At 69.3% G+C, this 17,720-nt stretch carries 15 protein-coding genes; 10 read left to right on the top strand and 5 right to left on the bottom strand.

The window, feature by feature from the left end:
* Nucleotides 1-241 precede the first annotated feature (241 nt).
* The 8 genes from METUNV1_RS19435 (at nt 242) to METUNV1_RS19470 (ending at nt 10,394) form a co-directional block, all read left to right on the top strand.
* Nucleotides 242-1,147 (top strand): cobalamin B12-binding domain-containing protein, encoded by a 906-nt coding sequence (locus METUNV1_RS19435; protein WP_008064796.1) that lies wholly within the window; start codon nt 242-244, stop codon nt 1,145-1,147.
* Between the two features lie 105 nt (nt 1,148-1,252).
* On the top strand, nt 1,253-2,665 hold the full coding sequence (gene ppsR, locus METUNV1_RS19440) for a transcriptional regulator PpsR (protein WP_162829707.1): 1,413 nt from the start codon (nt 1,253-1,255) through the stop codon (nt 2,663-2,665).
* Between the two features lie 193 nt (nt 2,666-2,858).
* Entirely contained in the window at nt 2,859-3,740 is an 882-nt protein-coding gene (gene chlG, locus METUNV1_RS19445; protein ID WP_081471395.1) for a chlorophyll synthase ChlG, read from the top strand.
* Nucleotide 3,741: 1 nt separating this feature from the next.
* Nucleotides 3,742-5,118 carry a BCD family MFS transporter gene (locus METUNV1_RS19450; protein ID WP_008064800.1) on the top strand — a complete coding sequence of 459 codons (1,377 nt, stop codon included), beginning with the start codon at nt 3,742-3,744 and terminating at the stop codon, nt 5,116-5,118.
* A 2-nt stretch (nt 5,119-5,120) separates the two neighbouring features.
* On the top strand, nt 5,121-6,290 hold the full coding sequence (locus METUNV1_RS19455; protein ID WP_008064801.1) for a geranylgeranyl diphosphate reductase: 1,170 nt from the start codon (nt 5,121-5,123) through the stop codon (nt 6,288-6,290).
* Nucleotides 6,287-6,778 carry a TspO/MBR family protein gene (locus METUNV1_RS19460; protein ID WP_008064802.1) on the top strand — a complete coding sequence of 164 codons (492 nt, stop codon included), beginning with the start codon at nt 6,287-6,289 and terminating at the stop codon, nt 6,776-6,778. Before METUNV1_RS19455 ends, METUNV1_RS19460 begins: the two co-directional genes overlap by 4 nt.
* 318 nt (nt 6,779-7,096) lie before the next feature.
* Complete coding sequence (gene ppsR / locus METUNV1_RS19465; protein WP_008064803.1) at nt 7,097-8,215, top strand: transcriptional regulator PpsR; 1,119 nt, start codon at nt 7,097-7,099, stop codon at nt 8,213-8,215.
* A gap of 13 nt (nt 8,216-8,228) precedes the next feature.
* On the top strand, nt 8,229-10,394 hold the full coding sequence (locus METUNV1_RS19470) for a GAF domain-containing protein (RefSeq protein WP_008064804.1): 2,166 nt from the start codon (nt 8,229-8,231) through the stop codon (nt 10,392-10,394).
* On the opposite strand, the gene METUNV1_RS19475 is transcribed toward METUNV1_RS19470, so the two are convergent.
* A complete protein-coding gene (locus METUNV1_RS19475; protein ID WP_043360370.1) occupies nt 10,378-11,049 on the bottom strand; it encodes a biliverdin-producing heme oxygenase in 672 nt (223 codons plus the stop codon). The genes METUNV1_RS19470 and METUNV1_RS19475 overlap by 17 nt on opposite strands.
* A 91-nt stretch (nt 11,050-11,140) precedes the next feature.
* On the opposite strand from METUNV1_RS19475, the gene METUNV1_RS19480 reads away from it, so the two are divergent.
* Both METUNV1_RS19480 and METUNV1_RS19485 read left to right on the top strand, forming a co-directional pair.
* Nucleotides 11,141-11,413, top strand: coding sequence for a hypothetical protein (locus METUNV1_RS19480; RefSeq protein ID WP_008064806.1), 273 nt, complete (start codon nt 11,141-11,143; stop codon nt 11,411-11,413).
* A 76-nt stretch (nt 11,414-11,489) separates the two neighbouring features.
* Complete coding sequence (locus tag METUNV1_RS19485; protein ID WP_008064807.1) at nt 11,490-12,407, top strand: DUF808 domain-containing protein; 918 nt, start codon at nt 11,490-11,492, stop codon at nt 12,405-12,407.
* A gap of 61 nt (nt 12,408-12,468) precedes the next feature.
* On the opposite strand, the gene trhO is transcribed toward METUNV1_RS19485, so the two are convergent.
* The 4 genes from trhO to glnE all read right to left on the bottom strand — a co-directional run bounded on the left by trhO (nt 12,469) and on the right by glnE (nt 17,630).
* On the bottom strand, nt 12,469-13,185 hold the full coding sequence (trhO, locus tag METUNV1_RS19490) for an oxygen-dependent tRNA uridine(34) hydroxylase TrhO (RefSeq protein ID WP_008064808.1): 717 nt from the start codon (nt 13,183-13,185) through the stop codon (nt 12,469-12,471).
* Between the two features lie 60 nt (nt 13,186-13,245).
* A complete protein-coding gene (locus METUNV1_RS19495; protein ID WP_008064809.1) occupies nt 13,246-14,220 on the bottom strand; it encodes a sulfite exporter TauE/SafE family protein in 975 nt (324 codons plus the stop codon).
* A 253-nt stretch (nt 14,221-14,473) separates the two neighbouring features.
* Nucleotides 14,474-14,863: a hypothetical protein gene (locus METUNV1_RS19500; protein ID WP_008064810.1), complete on the bottom strand. Its 390-nt coding sequence runs from the start codon at nt 14,861-14,863 to the stop codon at nt 14,474-14,476.
* A 31-nt stretch (nt 14,864-14,894) separates the two neighbouring features.
* Nucleotides 14,895-17,630 carry a bifunctional [glutamate--ammonia ligase]-adenylyl-L-tyrosine phosphorylase/[glutamate--ammonia-ligase] adenylyltransferase gene (gene glnE / locus METUNV1_RS19505; RefSeq protein ID WP_008064811.1) on the bottom strand — a complete coding sequence of 912 codons (2,736 nt, stop codon included), beginning with the start codon at nt 17,628-17,630 and terminating at the stop codon, nt 14,895-14,897.
* Nucleotides 17,631-17,720 lie beyond the last annotated feature (90 nt).

The raw sequence follows: 17,720 nt of genomic DNA on the forward strand, positions 1-17,720 counted from the left end.
AACTTGACAGTGCAGGGGTGCGCGCTCTATTCCTACAATGTTGGCGTCCAGTTCTGCAGACAGACAGAACACCCGCCTTCCTGCCCAGAGACTTGCTCACCCTCGTCATCAGTGCCTCCACGGACACTGGGTTCACGACCCGCAGCAGCCGTACAGCCCGTCCGCATCCAGGCTGCGTCCGCCGAAGACGCATCCGACACGGTCGAGGCACGACAGAAAAAAGACGCAAGGAGGCAGGAAGATGGCCGGGATGACGCAGCGAGGCGCCCGCAGGGTGCCGATGTCGGGCGAGGCTCTATCCACGCAGGAGCAGGGCGGGGTCAGTCAGTTCGGCGGACCGCCGATCGGGCCGCCGGTGTTCGCCGCCCCCGACTGGCTGGGTGATCTGGCGCAGACGATAGAAGCCGAAATCATTCCGCGCCTGATGCTGGCGCATGGCGGTGTCGCCGATGCACCGCAGGCCGCAATCGGCTCGGCGAGCATCTCGGCGCGCGAAATCCACGATTTCGCCAATCTGGTGCTGGCGCAGGATGCTGGCGTCGTGCGCCGCTGCGTGCAGGCGATCCGCGCGCGCGGTGTCGGGCCCAAGGCGCTCTGCCTCGATCTGCTGGCGCCGGCGGCACGGCGGCTCGGGGAACTGTGGGAAGCCGATCTGTGCGATTTCACCCAGGTCACGCTGGGCCTGTGGCGGATACAGCAGGTGCTGCACGACGTGAGCCCGAGTTTCCGCAGCGACCTGCATTCGGGTGAAAGCGGCCGCCGCGTGCTGCTTGCGACCCTGCCCGGGGAGCAGCACACCTTTGGCATGTCCATGGTGGCCGACTTCTTCCGCCAGCGCCGCTGGGACGTGCGGCTCGATACGCCGGGACCGCGCGGCGAGGCCCTGCGCCTGCTGCGCGCCGAGCGCTTCGATCTGGTGGGCGTGTCGCTCGGCAGCGAAACGCGGGTCGACGAACTGGCCGAATGGATCGTCGCGGCACGTCGCGTATCGCTGCAGCGCGACATCGTGGTGATGGTCGGTGGCCCGATCTTCGTCAGCCGCCCTGAGTGGGTGCCGCTGGTCGGCGCCGATGCCACGGCCCGCGACGCGAGCGCGGCGGTCGACATGGCCGAATCATTGCTGCCTGTGCGATTCGCGCATGGGTGATCAGTTTCTGGAGGGTATCGATTGGGTTCGGAGCAGGGGCGCGATCAGATCGCGAAAATGGACGCCGATGCGGGAAGGTTGACGGTGAAGCCTTTTGATTCGCCGATGGGATTGCTACATGGCGTCGACGCCGAGTCGGCTGCACGACTCATTGCCGCCGCCTCCGACGTTGCGCTGTTGCTCGACGACAAGGGCGTCATCCGCGACCTTGCATTCAACGACGGCGCGCTGCTGCCCGAGGCCGGCGCGCGCTGGCTGGGGCGTCGCTGGACCGAGGTGGTCACGGTGGAAAGCCGCCCCAAGGTCGAGGCGCTGCTGCAGGACGCGGCGAGCGGCGACAGCCGCCGTGCGCGGCACGTGAATCATCCGGTGGCGGGTGGCAGCGATCTGCCGCTGCTCTACTCGACCGTGCGCATCGGCCACGACGGTACGGTGGTCGCGCTCGGTCGTGACCTGACCGCGCTGTCCATGCTGCAGCAGCGGCTGGTCGACGCGCAGCAGTCGATAGAGCGCGACTACGCCCGCCTGCGCCAGCTGGAGGCGCGCTACCGCCTGCTGTTCCAGATGACGTCGGAAGCGGTGCTGGTGGTCGATACGGTCAGCCAGCGCATCGTCGAGGCGAACGCGGCCGCGAACCGGCTGCTCGGGGACGACACGCGCAGCGTGCTCGGGCGCAATTTTCCCGAAGGGCTGGACGACGCCGGCAATCAGGCGGTGCAGGGGCTGTTCGCCGCAGTGCGCGCCAACGGCCGCTCGGACGACGTGCGCGTGCGCGGACCGGGCGGCAGCGACTGGCTGGTGGCCGCCTCGCTGGTCAGGCAGGACGCGGCCTCGCTGTATCTGGTGCGCCTGTCGCAGATCGGAGCCGCCGGCGCCGAATCCGGCGAACGGATGTCGGTGACGGACGCGGTCGAAATGGTGCCGGACGCCTTCGTGCTGACCGGTGAGGACGGCGTCATCCTGACCGCCAACCAGGCTTTCGTCGATCTTGCCCAGCTGGCGACCATCGAACAGGCGCGCACGCAGTCGCTGGAGCGCTGGCTCGGCCGCCCTGGGGTCGACTTCAAGGTGCTGATGGTGAATGTGCGTCAGCACGGCTCGATCCGCCTGTTTTCAACGGTGCTGCGCGGCGAGCACGGTTCGGACGTGGACGTCGAGGTGTCGGCGGTCGCGGTGGACCGTGGCGATCACCCGTGCATCGGGTTCACCGTGCGGGGCGTCAGTCGCCGCATCGAACCGGAACCGCGCATCAGCCGCGAAATGCCGCGCTCGGTCGAACAGCTGACCGGGCTGGTCGGCCGGGTGTCGCTGAAGGATCTGGTGCGCGAATCGACCGACCTGATCGAGAAGCTGTGCATCGAGGCGGCGCTGGACATGACCAACGACAACCGTGCCTCGGCGGCTGAAATGCTCGGCCTGAGCCGGCAGAGCCTGTACGTGAAGCTGCGCCGCTACGGCATCGGCGACCTCAACGCCGATCAGGGCGACGAGGGCGGGCAGGACGCGGGCGAGGAGTGACGCGGTGAGCGGCCGGCCCTGCCATTCGAGGCGGGCCGGCGTCGCCCGCTGTGGTGCATTCGCGATGATCTGGCGGAGGGTGTTGCCCCTGAATGCCCAGACCGCCCTTGAAGCGCCGAGATGTAAATCAAAATAGACTGATTGAGTGTAAGTTTGTCTTGACGCTCTGGTGTGTCAAGCCTACTGTTAGCTCATGACACGTCCTGCTCTCTCTGCCGTTGCCGAACTGCTCAAGCCCATCACCTGGTTTCCGCCGATGTGGGCTTTCGGTTGTGGCGTCGTGGCGTCCGGCCTGCCGGCCGGCGAGCGCTGGCAGGTGGTGCTGCTCGGCGTGCTGCTGGCGGGGCCGCTGGTCTGCGCCACCAGTCAGGCGGTGAACGACTGGTTCGACCGCCATGTCGATGCGATCAACGAACCGCAGCGGCCGATTCCATCCGGTCGCATGCCCGGCCACTGGGGCCTCTACATCGCGGTCATCTGGACCGCGCTGTCGCTCGCGGTGGCCACTGCGCTCGGTCCCTGGGGCTTTGCCGCGGCCGCGGTCGGCCTGCTGCTGGCCTGGGCCTACAGCGCGCCGCCGCTGCGGCTGAAGGCCAACGGCTGGTGGGGCAACAGCGCCTGCGCGCTCTGTTACGAAGGGCTGGCCTGGGTGACCGGCGCGGCGGTGATGGCCGGCGGCAGCATGCCCGATCTGCGCAGCCTGCTGCTGGCCGGTCTGTACAGCGCCGGTGCGCACGGCATCATGACGCTGAACGATTTCAAGTCGGTCGAGGGCGACCGCCGCATGGGCATCGCTTCGCTGCCGGTGCAGCTGGGCGTCGCACGTGCCGGCCGCGTCGCCTGCTGGGTGATGGCGCTGCCGCAGATCGTGGTCGTTGCGCTGCTCGCGCACTGGGGCGCACCGGTGCATGCCGCGCTGGTCGGCCTGCTGCTCGGCGTACAGCTCATGCTGATGTCGCGCCTGCTGGACGATCCGCGCGGCCGTGCGCCCTGGTACAACGGCACCGGCATCACGCTCTACGTGGTCGGCATGCTGGTGAGCGCCTTTGCGCTGCGCGCACTCGGAGGTGACTGACATGAACACGCCGCTCGGCTGGCTCGGCATCTTCCGTCTCGGTCTGGTACAGACCGCGCTTGGCGCCATCGTGGTGCTGACCACCTCGACGCTGAACCGCGTCATGGTGGTCGAGCTGGCGCTGCCCGCCATGCTGCCCGGCATCCTGGTCGCGCTGCACTACGCGGTGCAGATGCTGCGGCCGCGGCTCGGTCACGGCTCCGATCTCGGCGGGCGACGCACACCGTGGATCATCGGCGGCATGGCGCTGCTGGCCGCCGGCGGTACGCTGGCTGCGGTCGCCACCGTACTGATGGCCGATCACTTCGCCGCCGGTGTTGCGCTGGCGGTGCTGGCGTTCGCGCTGATCGGCGTCGGTGTCGGCGCCGCCGGCACCTCGCTGCTGGTGCTGCTCGCCAAGCGCGTGGAGGACGGTCGCCGCGCAGCCGCCGCCACCATTGTCTGGATGATGATGATTCTCGGCTTCGCGCTGACCGCCGGCATCACCGGCAGGCTGCTCGATCCGTTTTCCGGCGAGCGGCTGCTGCAGGTCGTCGCCGCTACCTCGGCCTGCGCCTTCATGCTTGCACTCGTCGCCGTACGCGGCGTCGAGGGTGGCGCCCCTGCCGCGAACGCGGTGTCGACGGGGCTGCCGCACTCTCCTCCCAAGGGCACCCCTCAGAGCACCCCATTCCGCGCTGCACTCGCCCAGGTCTGGGGCGAGTCGCATGCGCGGCTTTTTACACTGTTCGTATTCGTGTCCATGCTCGCCTACAGCGCGCAGGATCTGATACTCGAACCCTTTGCCGGCACCGTGTTCGGCTATTCGCCGGGGCAGTCCACCCAGCTGTCCGGGCTGCAGCACGGCGGCGTGTTCGCCGGCATGCTGCTGGTGGCACTGACCGGCACCGTGTTCGGCGGCCGGCAGATCGGCTCGCTGCGGCTGTGGATCATCGGCGGCTGCATCGCCTCCGCCTGCGCGCTGGCGGGCCTGACCGCCGCCGGCTTCAGCGGCCAGGGCTGGCCCTTGCGCGAAACCGTGTTCCTGCTCGGTGTTTCCAATGGCGCGTTCGCGGTGGCGGCGATCGCGTCGATGATGCGACTGGCTGGACGGGGCGGCGCCGGACGCGAGGGCGTGCGCATGGGGCTGTGGGGCGCGGCGCAGGCGATCGCTTTCGCGCTGGGCGGATTCGCCGGCACGGTGGCGGTCGACCTGGCGCGCGCGCTGATCGCCGAACCGGGCGTCGCCTATGCGCTGGTGTTCGCCGGCGAGGCGCTGCTGTTCGTCGTGTCGGCCGGCATGGCGACGCGGATTTCCGGCCTGCAGCCGGTGACCGTGGCGGCGCACGCGCCGACCGCGCCGCTGCCGCTGATGACGCGTGTGGAAGGCGAGGCGTGACCATGGAAAGCTACGACGTGGTGGTGGTGGGTGGCGGCCCGGCGGGCGCCACGGCGGCGACCGATCTGGCGCACCGCGGATACGCGGTGCTGCTGCTCGACCGCGGCGGGCGCATCAAGCCCTGCGGCGGCGCGATACCGCCGAAGGCGATCGAGGAATTCCGCATTCCGGACGAACTGCTGGTCGCCCGCGCCCGCTCCGCGCGCATGGTGTCGCCCAGCGGACGCGAGGTCGACATGCCGATCGATGGCGGTTTTGTCGGCATGGTGGATCGCGAGCAGTTCGACGAATACCTGCGCGAGCGGGCCGAACTGGCCGGCGCGCACCGGCGTACCGGGCGTTTCCTGCGGGTGAGCCGTGACGGTGCCGGCTCGGCGGTCATCCATTACCGGGTCGGGGAGCAGGGTGAGCGCTGCGTGCGCGCCCGCGCCATCATCGGCGCCGATGGCGCGCTGTCCGAAGTGGGCCGGCAATGCGTGCCCGGCGCCGACGAAGTGCCCTGCGTGTTCGCCTACCACGAGATCGTGCGGGCGCCGCAGGCCGGCTTTGACGGCAGCCGCTGCGATGTCTATTACCAGGGCCGGCTGTCGCCGGACTTCTACGGCTGGGTATTTCCGCATGGCGACACGGTGAGCGTGGGCGTCGGCTCGGCGCGCAAGGGCTTCTCGATACGCGGTGGCGTCAGCGCGCTGCGCGACAGTGCCGGCCTGGGCAGCGCCGGCACCGTGCGCCGCGAAGGCGCGCCGATCCCGATGCGGCCGCTCCGGCGCTGGGACAACGGACGCGACGTCGTGCTGGCCGGCGATGCGGCTGGCGTTGTCGCACCGGCCTCGGGCGAGGGCATCTATTACGCGCTCAGCGGCGGCCGGCTGGCGGCCGAGGCGGTCGACACCTATCTGGTCACCGGCGACGCGCGCGCGCTGGGCCTGGCGCGCAAGCGCTTCATGAAGGCGCACGGCCGGGTGTTCATGGTGCTCGGCATCATGCAGCGCTTCTGGTACGCCAGCGACCGGCGGCGCGAGCGCTTCGTCAGCATCTGCCGCGACCCGGACGTGCAGCACCTCACCTGGCAGGCCTACATGCACAAGCGTCTGGTCCGCGCCCGGCCGCTCGCGCACATGCGCATCTTTTTCAAGGACCTTGCCCACCTCTGCGGCATCGTGTCGCCATGAACGCGCGTCCGGCCGGGCGCTGGAAGTCGGTGGCCATCGCTGCGTTGGCCGCGCTCGCGGTGGCCGGTCTGGGCGGCGCCATGACCGACCTGAGCGACTGGTACCGCGCGCTCGCAAAGCCCGCCTGGCAGCCGCCGGACTGGGCCTTCGGGCCGGCCTGGACCCTGATTTTCGGTCTTTCCGCCGCCGCCGGCGTGCTCGGCTGGCGGTACGCGCCGGACGCGCGGGGGCGCCGCCAGCTGCTGGCGATGTTCGCCGCCAACGGCGGCCTGAACGTGCTGTGGAGCGCGCTGTTCTTCCATCTGCGCCGTCCCGACTGGGCGCTGGCCGAAGTCGTGCTGCTGTGGCTGTCGGTGCTGTTCCTGATGGTGCGTCTGCGACCGTGGTCCGCGCGCGCGGCAGCATTGCTGCTGCCCTATGCGGCCTGGGTCGCGTTTGCGGCCGTGCTCAATCTGGCCATCGTCCGTCTGAACGCACCCTTCGCCTGATCCGCGCTGCCTTTTGATACCGTTTGCGTGTTCCGGCGCGCGACTTGCCGCAGCAGGACGCGTTAAACTCAGACCATTGAGGTCGTTGTCGCGAACGCGCCGCTGGCAGTCCGGTCTTCCGCAGGCCTGCCCCCCTGAATAGAGCGCACCGGGGTTTCCCCTCTACGCGGCAGCGCATGTCCCGGTCCAGGCCGGGCCCGAAATTCTCAGCAGGTCGGTCGATACCGCCCCGCTTACCAGGCCCATGCCGTGAACAAGCTACCGAATGATCCAGGAGACCTGAGCGCCTTCTCCGATGTGGCCCCGGAGTTGGCGGACATGCTCGTGTCGGTCGCCAGCGACATCGCGCTGGTGATCGACGACCAGGGCGTCATCCGCAGCGTCGCGCTGGGCGGCACCGAGCCGGTCAGCGCCGCCGCCGGCGAATGGCTGGGCCGCCAGTGGATAGACACCGTCACGCCGGACACCCGCCGCAAGGTCGAGGACCTGCTGAGCGAGGCCGCCGAGTCGGGGGTGTCGCGTACCCGTCACATCAACCACCCGTCGCCGGCCGGCAGCGACCTGCCGGTGGCCTATACCGCGGTGCGCCTCGGTCACGGCGGCCCGCTGCTGGTGGTCGGACGCGATCTGCGCGCGGTGTCCGCGATGCAGCAGCGTCTGGTCGATGCCCAGCAGTCGATGGAACGCGACTACTGGCGCATGCGGCAGGCGGAAACACGCTATCGGCTGCTGTTCCAGATCGCCACCGACGCGGTGCTGGTGGTCGATGCCGACACGCTGCGCATCGTCGATGCGAACCGGGCCGCCGGCCGTCTTTTCGGTGGCACCCTGCAGGACATGCCCGGCCGGCATGCCGGCTACGCGCTGGCGCCGGCATCGCTGCCTGCGCTGGAAGAACTGCTGGGCACGGTGCGCGTGTCCGAGCGCCCGGGCGACGCGATGTTCGAGCTGGCGTCCGGCGGTCGCATCCATGCCTGGGTATCGCTGTTCCGCGACGAAGGCAGCACGCTGCTGCTGATGCGCGCCTGGCCTGATGGCGGCCAGATCCCGCCGGTCGCCGACGATCCGATGCTGCCCGAGCTGGTGCGCCTGACGCCCGACGCGGTGGCCTTCACCGACGAACAGGGTCTGCTGCTGAGCGCCAACCCGGCTTTCGTTGAATTGGTGCAGGGCAACGAAGCGGCCTCGCTGCGCGGCCGTTCGATGGCTGACTGGCTGTCTGACGGCGGTGAGGCGCTGAACGTACTGCTCGCCGCGGTGCGGCAGAGCGGCACGCTGCGCCTCGCTACCCGCCTGCGCAACGAGCGCGGCCACGCGGTCGATGTTGAACTGTCGGCCGTGCTGATCCATAACGGAGACTCGAACAACATCGGCCTCATCATCCGCGCCGTGCAGCCGCGCGGTCCCGGCGCGAGGGACAGGGGTCACATGCACTGAGCGGTCACGCAAAGTGAACGATCCTCTCTACAGTCCGCCTTTCGGTCAGGCGGACCTGACCAACTGCGAGCGCGAGCTCATCCATCTTGCCGGCTCGATACAGCCGCACGGCGTGCTGCTGGTCGTGCGCGACGACGACTTCCGGGTGCTGCAGGCCAGCCTCAACGCCGAACAGTGGCTCGGCGTAGCCCACGCAGCGGTAGTCGACGCGCCGCTGTCGGCACTGGGCGGCGATCTGGCCGACCGTCTGGCCGGACTGCGCGCCGCGCTGACGCCCGAGGAACTTGCGCCCTTCCACTGCACGACCGGCCACGGCGGCCTGTTGCGGCAGTTCGAAGGCATGGCGCATCGCGGGCAGTCGGGCACGCTCATCGTCGAGCTCGAAACCGCCGGCCCGGCGGCCGAGGACGCGGCGGCGCAGGCGCTGCTGGCGACCGCAGTGCGGCGCTTCAGCGAGGCGATGAGCATCGACGCGCTGGCCGATACCGCGGTGCAGTCGATACGCGAACTGACGCATTACGACCGCGTGATGGTGTACCGCTTCGATGCCGACGGCCACGGCGAAATCGTTGCCGAGGCGCGGGACGACCGGCTCGACACCCTGCTCGGTCACCGCTATCCGGCGACCGACATTCCGCAGCGCGCGCGCGATCTCTATCTGCGCAACCGGGTGCGCGTGCTGGTCGATGCGCGCTACCTGCCGGTCGCGGTCGAGCCGCGCTTGCTGCCGCATACCGGTGAAGAGCTGGACATGTCGATGTGCCACCTGCGCAGCATGTCGCCACTGCACATCCAGTACCTGCGCAATATGGGCGTCACCGCCACGCTGGTGGTGTCGCTGGTCCGTGAAGGGCGGCTGTGGGGGCTGATCGCCTGTCATCACTACGCGCCGCGGCGCATCCATTACGCCCAGCGCGCCGCGGTCGATGTGCTGGCCGAGGTCATGTCGACCCGCATTGCGGCGATCGAGAACTATGTGCGCACCCAGGTCGACCTGCTGGTGCGGCGCATGGAACTGCGCCTGATCGAGGCCACCTCGACCGAAGGCGACTGGCGGGCGGCGCTGATGCGCAACGCGCGCACCCTGCTGCAGCCGATGGAGGCGAGCGGCGTCGCGCTGCTGCACGACGGCGAACTGCTGACCGCGGGCGAGGTGCCGTCCACCGGGGCGGTACGCGCGCTGGCCGGCTGGGCGGCCGGCGAAATGAAACAGATGCTGTTCAGCTGCGTGTCGGTCGAGCGCGCCAACCCGGCGCTGGCCGGCCTGACGCCGGTGGTGTGCGGCGTGCTGGCGATCGACCTGTCGACACGCGGCCGCAATCTGCTGATGTGGTTCCGGCGCGAACAGCGTGCCAAGCTCACCTGGGCCGGCGACCCGGCCAAGCCCATGGTCGACAACGATCCGCTGACGCTGTCGCCGCGACGGTCATTCGAGGCCTGGTCGGAAATCGTGCGCGGCACCGCCGCACCGTGGTCGCGCGCCGATCTGGCGCTGGCCCGCGCGATCGGCGCCTCGCTGCGCGACGTGATCATGCAGACGCAGGCGGTGCGCCTGCTCATCGCCCAGCACCAGCTGGAAAGATTCCGGGCCGCGGTCGATGAGTCGCCGGAGCCGCTGCTGGTCGCCGATGGCGACGGCCGCATCCTGTTTCCCAGCCCGGCGCTGGCGGGCATCCTGCCGGTTGGCAGCCCGCAGCCGGGCAGTTTCGACGAGCTGGCGACGCTGTTCGACGATACGGACGCGGTGCGCGAAGTGCTGAGCTCGCTGCGCGACGGACGGGTGTCCTGGCGGGGCGAATGGCGGATGCGCGCCGCGGGCGGTCTCGCCCTCGGCGTGCGCGCCGACGTCGTGCCGGGCCCGGGCGGTGCGGTGCTCGGATGCATCCTGATGTTTACCGACCTGACCGACGCCAAGCGCACCGAGGCGGCGCGCCGCCATCTCGAACAGTCGCTCACCCTGACCGGCCAGGCCGATGCGCGGCGCACCACGCGCGACGCACCGGGCCTGCCGGACGAGGTGATGGGCGCCATTCTGGCCAACGCCAGCGTGGCGGCGATGGAGCTGACCGACACCACGGCGTCCATCCCGGTCGCCACGCTGATCGAGGAACTGGAAGCGTCGGCGACGCGGGCCGCGGCGGTCTATGCCCGCCTGCGCGAATTCAGCCGTCCGCTCTGAGCGGCTCGGCGTCGCTGACCGGCAGCGCCTCGAAAATGTCCACATGACGCAGGAAAGCCACTGACGCCTCGTCCGCGATGGCTGCCCGGGTGGCTTCGTCCAGATGGGGGCGGTCGAGCGCGGCACGCAGCCGCGCGCTGAGGTCGGCCGGCGCATCGGGGCCGAAACGGTAGAAGCGGGTGCCGGCCTCGCCGTCCAGCGCGAAGCGGCGGGCGACGATGCGCTGCAGTATCTGCCCGCCCTGCAGGTCGCCCAGATAGCGCACATACACATGGGCGAGCAGCCGCTCCGGCCAGCTCGCCGACAGTGCACGCAGGTGGGCCGCGTAGGCGGCGGCCGGCGCGACCAGCGGCAGTGCGTCCGCCCAGTCCCGACCGCCATGCAGCGTCTGCAGATCGGCTTCGAGCGCCGCCCGGCGCGCCAGACGGTCGAGTTCCAGCGCGGCCAGGTCGGGATGCGCCGCATGCCGCTCGAGCGCCGCTTCGAGCTCACGATAGATCGGGTGCAGATTGCGCAGCAGCGTGCAGTAGGCGGTGCGCCCGAGCTCACCGCGCAGCAGGGCGGGCATCGGGCCGCTGCGCTCGACCCGCGCGTGGTGTTCTGCGGTCACCTGTCTGAGGCGCTGCGACAGTGAGTGGGGGCCGGGAGCGTGCATTGCGAAGGGGTAAGCGGCGTGAACGCGCCAGTCCTGTAAGTTATGCGAAGGATGCGGCATCGTGCCGCGACTGCACGCGTGGAGCAATCACATGTCCGACCTACTGGCCAGTGGCCTGCTGATCGACCTCATCATGCTGGGGGTTCTTTTCGAAGCGGTCGCGCTGGCGCTGCTGCACCGCCGGCGCGGACTCGGCCTTGCGCCGGGCCGCTGGCTGCCCACGCTGGCCGCCGGCCTGTGCCTGATGCTGGCGCTGCGCGCGGCGGTCACCGGTGGCGGTGCCAGCGTGGTGCTGTTCTGGCTGGCCGCCTCCGGTGTCGCGCACGCATGCGATATTTACCTGCGGCGGCCGCCGGCCTCGTGATCCGGCGCGGACATGTCACCGTCTTCCGGTAGCATGCGCCGCGGATCGACTTTCGCCACCCACACAGGATTTCGCCATGGCCGGAGCCAGCCTGCTCGCACTGATCGACGACATCGCCAGCGTACTGGACGACGTGTCCGTCCTGACCAAGGTCGCCGCCAAGAAGACCGCCGGCGTGCTCGGCGACGATCTGGCGCTGAATGCACAGCAGGTGGCCGGCGTGAAGGCCGACCGCGAACTGCCGGTGGTGTGGGCGGTGGCCATGGGGTCGGTGCGCAACAAGCTCATCCTGGTGCCGGCGGCGCTGGCGATCAGCGCCTTCCTGCCGGCCGCGGTGACACCGCTGCTGATGGTGGGCGGGCTGTTCCTGTGTTTCGAAGGCGTCGAGAAACTGGCGCACAAATTCCTGCACAGCGCCGAGGACGACGCGGCCGCCCACGCCGAGCACGTGAAGGCACTGGCCGACGAACAGGTCGATCTGGTGGCGCTCGAAAAAGACAAGGTGAAGGGCGCGATCCGCACCGATTTCATCCTGTCCGCCGAAATCATCGCGATCACGCTGGGCACTGTGGCCGATGCGCCTTTCGGCACCCAGGTCGCGGTGCTGTCGGGCATTGCGGCCATCATGACCGTGGGCGTCTATGGCCTCGTGGCCGGCATCGTGAAGCTGGACGACGCCGGGCTCTACCTGAGCCGCAGCGCGTCGGGCGCCACCCGGGCGCTGGGGCGCGGCATTCTGGCGCTGGCGCCCTGGCTGATGAAGGCGCTGTCGGTGGCCGGCACCGCGGCGATGTTCCTGGTCGGCGGCGGCATCCTGACGCACGGCATTCCGGCGCTGCACCACGCCATCGCGCACCAGGCCGAAGCGGTCGGCGGCGTGGCCGGCGTGCTGCTGCCCTTTCTCGCGGATGCGCTGACCGGCGTGGTCGCCGGCGCGATCACGCTGGCGGTGGTGCTGGGCATAAGGAAGCTGCGCGGTACCGCGGCAGCCTGAGTGCGGCGGTCAGACGGCTTGATTGCGCATTCGGCTGCTGCGCCCTGACGACAACTCCGATTCAGTCCGCCGGGCTCAGGTCCGGCTTCAGTGCGCCGCGGTCGTCGAACACCACGCAGTCGCCGTGCCAGTGGGCGCCGCCCACTTCCTCGAAGTAGCGCAGGATGCCGCCTTCCAGCTGCCACACCTGATTGAAACCGGCCTTCTTCATGATGGGCGCCGCCTTTTCGCAGCGGATGCCGCCGGTGCAGAAGGTGACGATGGGCGTGTCCTTCAGCTCGGCGTACTGTTCGAGCGCGGCCGGGAACTGGCCGAAACTGTCCACCCCCGGATCGAGCGCGTTGTCGAAGCTGCCCTTTTCGATTTCCCAGCGGTTGCGGGTGTCGATGATGACGAACTTGCGGCCTTCGTCGTACCAGCGCTTCAGTTCGGCCGCCGGCAGATAGGGCGCCGGCGTGTCGTTCAGGTCGAAATCCGGCTGGCCGACGGTGACGATTTCCTTCTTCAGCCGTACCCGCAGGCGCTTGAACGGCAGTGAATCCGAGTGGCTCCACTTCACGTCCATGCCGGCGAAGCGCGGGTCTTCGGCCAGCGCGTCGAAGAAGCCGCGCAGATCGGCTTCGAGACCGGCGAGGAAAAGGTTGATGCCTTCACTGGCCAGCAGCACGGTGCCGAGCAGGCCGCGTGACTGCGCCAGTTCCTGGATGCGGGGCCGCAGCGCCTCGCGGTCGTCGAGTTTCACGAAGCGGTAGGCGGCGGTGTTGGCGTAACGGTTCATCCGCCGATTATCCCGGCGCGCAGGGCCGGGACTCAAGACACAGATCAAGCGGCGAGCGGATCAGCCCAGCGCTTTCGACAGGTTGTACAGGCTCAGGCCACTGATCAGCAGGCCGACCAGCACCAGCAGCGCACGGGCCGGCAGGGCGCGGCACAGGAAGGCAGCCAGCGGCGCGGCGAACAGGCCACCCGCGACCAGACCGGCCACGGTGGCCCACGGGGCAGCGTCGATGAACAGCACGAAGGCGCCGGCACTGGACACCGCGATGAAGAACTCGGCGAAATTCACCGAGCCGATGGTGCGCCGCGGATCGCTGCCGGCGCCGACCAGACTGGTGGTGACCACCGGGCCCCAGCCGCCGCCGCCCGCGGCATCGACGAAACCGCCGAACAGCGCCAGCTTGGCGACGTGCTTCGGCTCCTGCGCCGGCTTGCGGCGATGGCGCCAGGCCTTGGCCAGCACGTACAGCCCCATCAGCAGCAGATAGCCGGAAATCCAGGGCTTGAGCTGGCTGCCGTCGAACTGCGTCACCACCAGCGCACCCAGCACGCCCCCGATCACGCCCGGAATCAGCAGCTTGAGCATGAGCTTGCGGTCCACATTGCCCAGCTTGAGATGGGACAGGCCGGACAGCCCGGTGGTGAAGATTTCGGCGATATGCACGCTGGCGCTGGCCACTGCCGGGCTGGCGCCGGAGCCGAGCAGGAAGGTGGTGGCGGAAATGCCATAGGCCATGCCGAGCGCGCCGTCGATGCTCTGCGCGATGAAGCCGACCGCCGCTGCCTTCAGGAATTCGGACGAGGTGACCACCTCGATCACCACATGCAGCGCGGCAGCCGGGTCGTTCAGCGGCAGGCCGCGGCCGAGCAGGAACAGCGGCAGCGCCACCAGCACGAACAGCATGAACCAGGTGGCCACGGTCGCCAGCGGGTGGGCCTGCGCCTGGACGATCACCTGCTCTACCGGCGGCAGGCCGAGCGCTTCGTGGGCTTGCCCGACTTCGGTCTGGCGGGTATCGATGTGGCGGATTTTCACGACGGCGCGCTCGCGGGTTCAGGGAGCGCGCAGTCTATTCAGCAATGCTTATTCAAAAAAGTGATATTTAGTTCTATGGATATGATCAAGGCCATTGTGTGGCCCGGGTCAGCGGCCCCGGAAACGACGGTTTCCGGCGCGTATTCCGCCTGCCCTGACAGCGGGCCGGTCATCGCCGGCCGGCCGGTGCCCGCGACGGCGGCCGAAAGCGCACACCGACCGCCGCGCGCCCGAGCGCGGCGCCGCCGGCGGTCTAGCGGTAAGGACGGCGCCAGTAGCCCCAGGGATAGGGCGGGTAGTAGGGATAGCCGTACATCCACATGCGGTCGCGTTCGCGCATCGCTTCACGCATGCGTTCGGTTTCGATCAGCGTCTGCTGCATGTAGTCGATCACTTCGTCCGGCACGCCGTCCTGCCTGAGCTGGGCGAGCTGCGAGGCCTTGAGCGGGTAGAGGGCGCGGCTTTCTTCCAGACGCTGGATGATTTCGGCCGCCGGGATGCCGTCCTTCGCCATCTGCACGATTTCGTCGGTGGTGGGCGCCGGCGGCCGCGGCGGCGCGGTGACGCAGCCGCCGAGCAGCAGCGCCAGACTGGCAAGCAGCGCGGTCCGGGTCAGGCCGCGGCGGACGGTGAGGGAGATCATGCCGGACTCCTGTTCATATAGCTGCTCAGAGTCAGGGCGAGGGCGCGGAGTTCGCCGCGTCGCCGAACAGATGCGACCACACCGCGCGGATGGCGGCCCGCTCGATCCGCACGTCGTCCGCCGGCAGCCGCGCCTTGGGCGCGTCGTTCAGCCGCAGTCCGTGCTGCAGATGGCGCAGCCGGCGGTAGGCATCGCCGGCGGCCACCGCGTCGTCCGCCGGCAGCAGGCCGGCGCTGGCGGCGATGCGCAGCAGCGCGATATTGCCGAGGTTGCCGGTCAGCTCGGGGTGCGCGCCGGAGTGGGCCAGCACCATGTACTGCACCGCGAATTCCAGGTCGATCAGGCCGCCCGGGTCCTGCTTCAGGTCGAACAGCGGCGACTTGTTGCCATAGTTGTCCATCATCTTCTGCCGCATCGCCAGCACTTCGCTGCGCAGCGTCGCGAGGTCGCGCGGCTGGGTGAGCACTTCCCGCCGGATGATTTCGAACTGTGCGCCCACGCCGGCGTCGCCGGCGCAGTAGCGGGCGCGGGTGAGGGCCTGGTGCTCCCACACCCAGGCGGATTTCTGCTGATAGTCGCGGAAGGCCTCGACCGAACTGACCAGCAGGCCGGATTCGCCATTGGGCCGCAGCCGGGTGTCGGTTTCGAACAGGATGCCGGCGCTGGTGTGGCTGGACAGCCAGGTGAGCATGCGCTGGGCCAGCCGGGCGTAGGTTTCCTGCGCCGCCTCGTGCGTGTCGTCGAACAGGAAGATCACGTCCAGGTCGGAGGCGTAGCCCAGTTCCTTGCCGCCCAGCTTGCCGTAGGCGATGACCGCGAAGCGCGGCCTGTCGCAGTGGCGGCGCGGCAGCTTGCCCCAGCACATGTCCAGCGTGATGCGCAGCATCGCGTCGGCCAGTGCCGACAGGTGGTCGGACAGCCGCTCGACCGACAGGTCGCCGGCCAGGTCGCGCGCCAGCAGCCGGAACACCTGGGCGTGGTGGGCGTCGCGCATCATGTCCATCTGGCGCTCGGTGTCGTCGCCCAGTTCGTCGAGCTGGGCGCGCAGGCCGGCTTCGAAGGCCGGCCAGTCCGGTTCGGCGGTGAGCAGCCGGGTATCCAGCAGTTCGTCCAGCAGGATGGGGTGGCGCACCAGATAGGTGGCGGCCCAGCTGGAGGCGCCGATCAGCCGCGCCACCATGCCCAGCGCCTGCGGGAATTCGGCCAGCAGCGCCAGATAGGCGGCGCGCCGGCTGATCGCCTCCAGCAGGTCCAGCCCGCGCAGCGCGGTGGCGGTGGGCTGCGGCGTGTCGCGGCAGGCTTCGAGCATCTTGGGTACCAGCGCATCCACCCGGGTACGCGAGGTGTCCGGCAGCTGGCGGTAGCGGCTGCCGCCCTTGAAGGCGCTCAGACGGTGCGCCAGTTCGTCGGCATCGGAAAAGCCCATGCCGGACAGCGCGCTGCGGCATTCGCCGGCGCCGGCCTCGCACTGTTCGATGTCCTGCCACACCGCGCGCGGCGTTGATGTTTCGGCGTCCTGGGCGCCGAACACTGCGTCGAAATGGCGGCTGACATGGGCGCGGTGGCGGTCCAGTTCGACCAGCAGCGCGGCGTAGTCGTCAAAGCCCATGGCCGAGGCGATCAGTGTCTGATCCTCGGCGGTGGCCGGCAGCTTGTGGGTCTGGGCGTCCTCGACATACTGCAGCCGGTGCTCCAGCCGGCGCAGGAACACGTAGGCGTCCTGCAGCTGTTCGACCGCCTCTTCGCCCAGTACGCCGCGCAGCGCCAGCCGGTCGAGCACCTTCTGGGTGGGCCGGATCTGCAGCGCGCTCTCGCGGCCGCCGCGGATCAGCTGGAACACCTGGGCGATGAATTCGATTTCGCGGATGCCGCCCGGGCCGAGCTTGATGTTGTCCGCCATGTCGCGGCGCGCCACCTCGCGCCGGATCTGCGCGTGCAGGTCGCGCATCGCGTTGATCGCGCCGAAATCGAGGTATTTGCGGAACACGAAGGGCTTGCGCAGCGATTCCAACTCGTCATTGACGCCGCCGGTCAGCGCGCGTGCCTTGATCCAGGCGTAGCGCTCCCATTCCCGGCCCTGGGTGACGAAGTAGTTTTCCAGCATGTCGAAGCTGCAGGCCAGCGGGCCGGAATCGCCATTCGGCCGCAGTCGCATGTCCACCCGGAACACGAAGCCGTCGCCGGTCACGTCGGCCAGCAGCTCGATCACCTTGCGGCCGAGTCGGGTGAAGAAGTCGAAATTGTCGATGCGCTTGCCGGGGCCGGTCGGGGTTTCGCCGTCGGTTTCGCCCGCTTCCGGATAGACGAAGATGAAATCGACGTCGGAGCTGACGTTCAGCTCACGGCCGCCCAGCTTGCCCATGCCGATGCAGATGAAGGGCTGCACCGAATTGTCGGACTCGCCGCGCGGCTCGCCGAAGCGCTCGACCAGGCCGGCGCGCGCCTGGTCCACCGCCACCCGGACCGTCTGCTCGGCCAGCAGGGTCATGCCTTCGGTGATTTCGTCCAGATCGGCCAGCCCGGCCAGATCGCGCACGATGAGATGGGCCATCGTGCGGATGCGCAGCCGGCGCAGCGCCGATTTCAGCCCCGCCTCGTCGCCCGCGTCGAACGGCGTCTGGGCGAACCATTCCAGCAGCAGCGCGGCGCTGATATGGGCCTGCAGCGTGGTGGAAAGCGCTTCTTCCAGGGTCGGCCGCGCCTCGAGCTGGCGGGCGAGATAGCGGCTGTGGCGGCGGGCGTGGGCGATGGCGGCTGCGGCGTCCATGGGGGCGATATCGGTGGCTGGAAAGTCATTATGCAAAAAACTCGCAAGGCATCGTGTGTCGGCGGCAGCTGACAAGCGCCGTGACGGCCC

The organism is Methyloversatilis universalis FAM5 (assembly GCF_000214035.2).
In the GTDB taxonomy this organism is placed as follows: domain Bacteria; phylum Pseudomonadota; class Gammaproteobacteria; order Burkholderiales; family Rhodocyclaceae; genus Methyloversatilis; species Methyloversatilis universalis.

Bases quoted from the DNA above. Each gene is read 5' to 3' on its own strand.
- METUNV1_RS19435 (WP_008064796.1), top strand. From the start codon at position 242: ATGGCCGGGATGACGCAGCGAGGCGCCCGCAGGGTGCCGATGTCGGGC.
- ppsR (WP_162829707.1), top strand. From the start codon at position 1,253: ATGGGATTGCTACATGGCGTCGACGCCGAGTCGGCTGCACGACTCATT.
- chlG (WP_081471395.1), top strand. From the start codon at position 2,859: ATGACACGTCCTGCTCTCTCTGCCGTTGCCGAACTGCTCAAGCCCATC.
- METUNV1_RS19450 (WP_008064800.1), top strand. From the start codon at position 3,742: ATGAACACGCCGCTCGGCTGGCTCGGCATCTTCCGTCTCGGTCTGGTA.
- METUNV1_RS19455 (WP_008064801.1), top strand. From the start codon at position 5,121: ATGGAAAGCTACGACGTGGTGGTGGTGGGTGGCGGCCCGGCGGGCGCC.
- METUNV1_RS19460 (WP_008064802.1), top strand. From the start codon at position 6,287: ATGAACGCGCGTCCGGCCGGGCGCTGGAAGTCGGTGGCCATCGCTGCG.
- ppsR (WP_008064803.1), top strand. From the start codon at position 7,097: ATGCTCGTGTCGGTCGCCAGCGACATCGCGCTGGTGATCGACGACCAG.
- METUNV1_RS19475 (WP_043360370.1), bottom strand. From the start codon at position 11,049: ATGCACGCTCCCGGCCCCCACTCACTGTCGCAGCGCCTCAGACAGGTG.
- METUNV1_RS19480 (WP_008064806.1), top strand. From the start codon at position 11,141: ATGTCCGACCTACTGGCCAGTGGCCTGCTGATCGACCTCATCATGCTG.
- METUNV1_RS19485 (WP_008064807.1), top strand. From the start codon at position 11,490: ATGGCCGGAGCCAGCCTGCTCGCACTGATCGACGACATCGCCAGCGTA.
- trhO (WP_008064808.1), bottom strand. From the start codon at position 13,185: ATGAACCGTTACGCCAACACCGCCGCCTACCGCTTCGTGAAACTCGAC.
- METUNV1_RS19500 (WP_008064810.1), bottom strand. From the start codon at position 14,863: ATGATCTCCCTCACCGTCCGCCGCGGCCTGACCCGGACCGCGCTGCTT.
- glnE (WP_008064811.1), bottom strand. From the start codon at position 17,630: ATGGACGCCGCAGCCGCCATCGCCCACGCCCGCCGCCACAGCCGCTAT.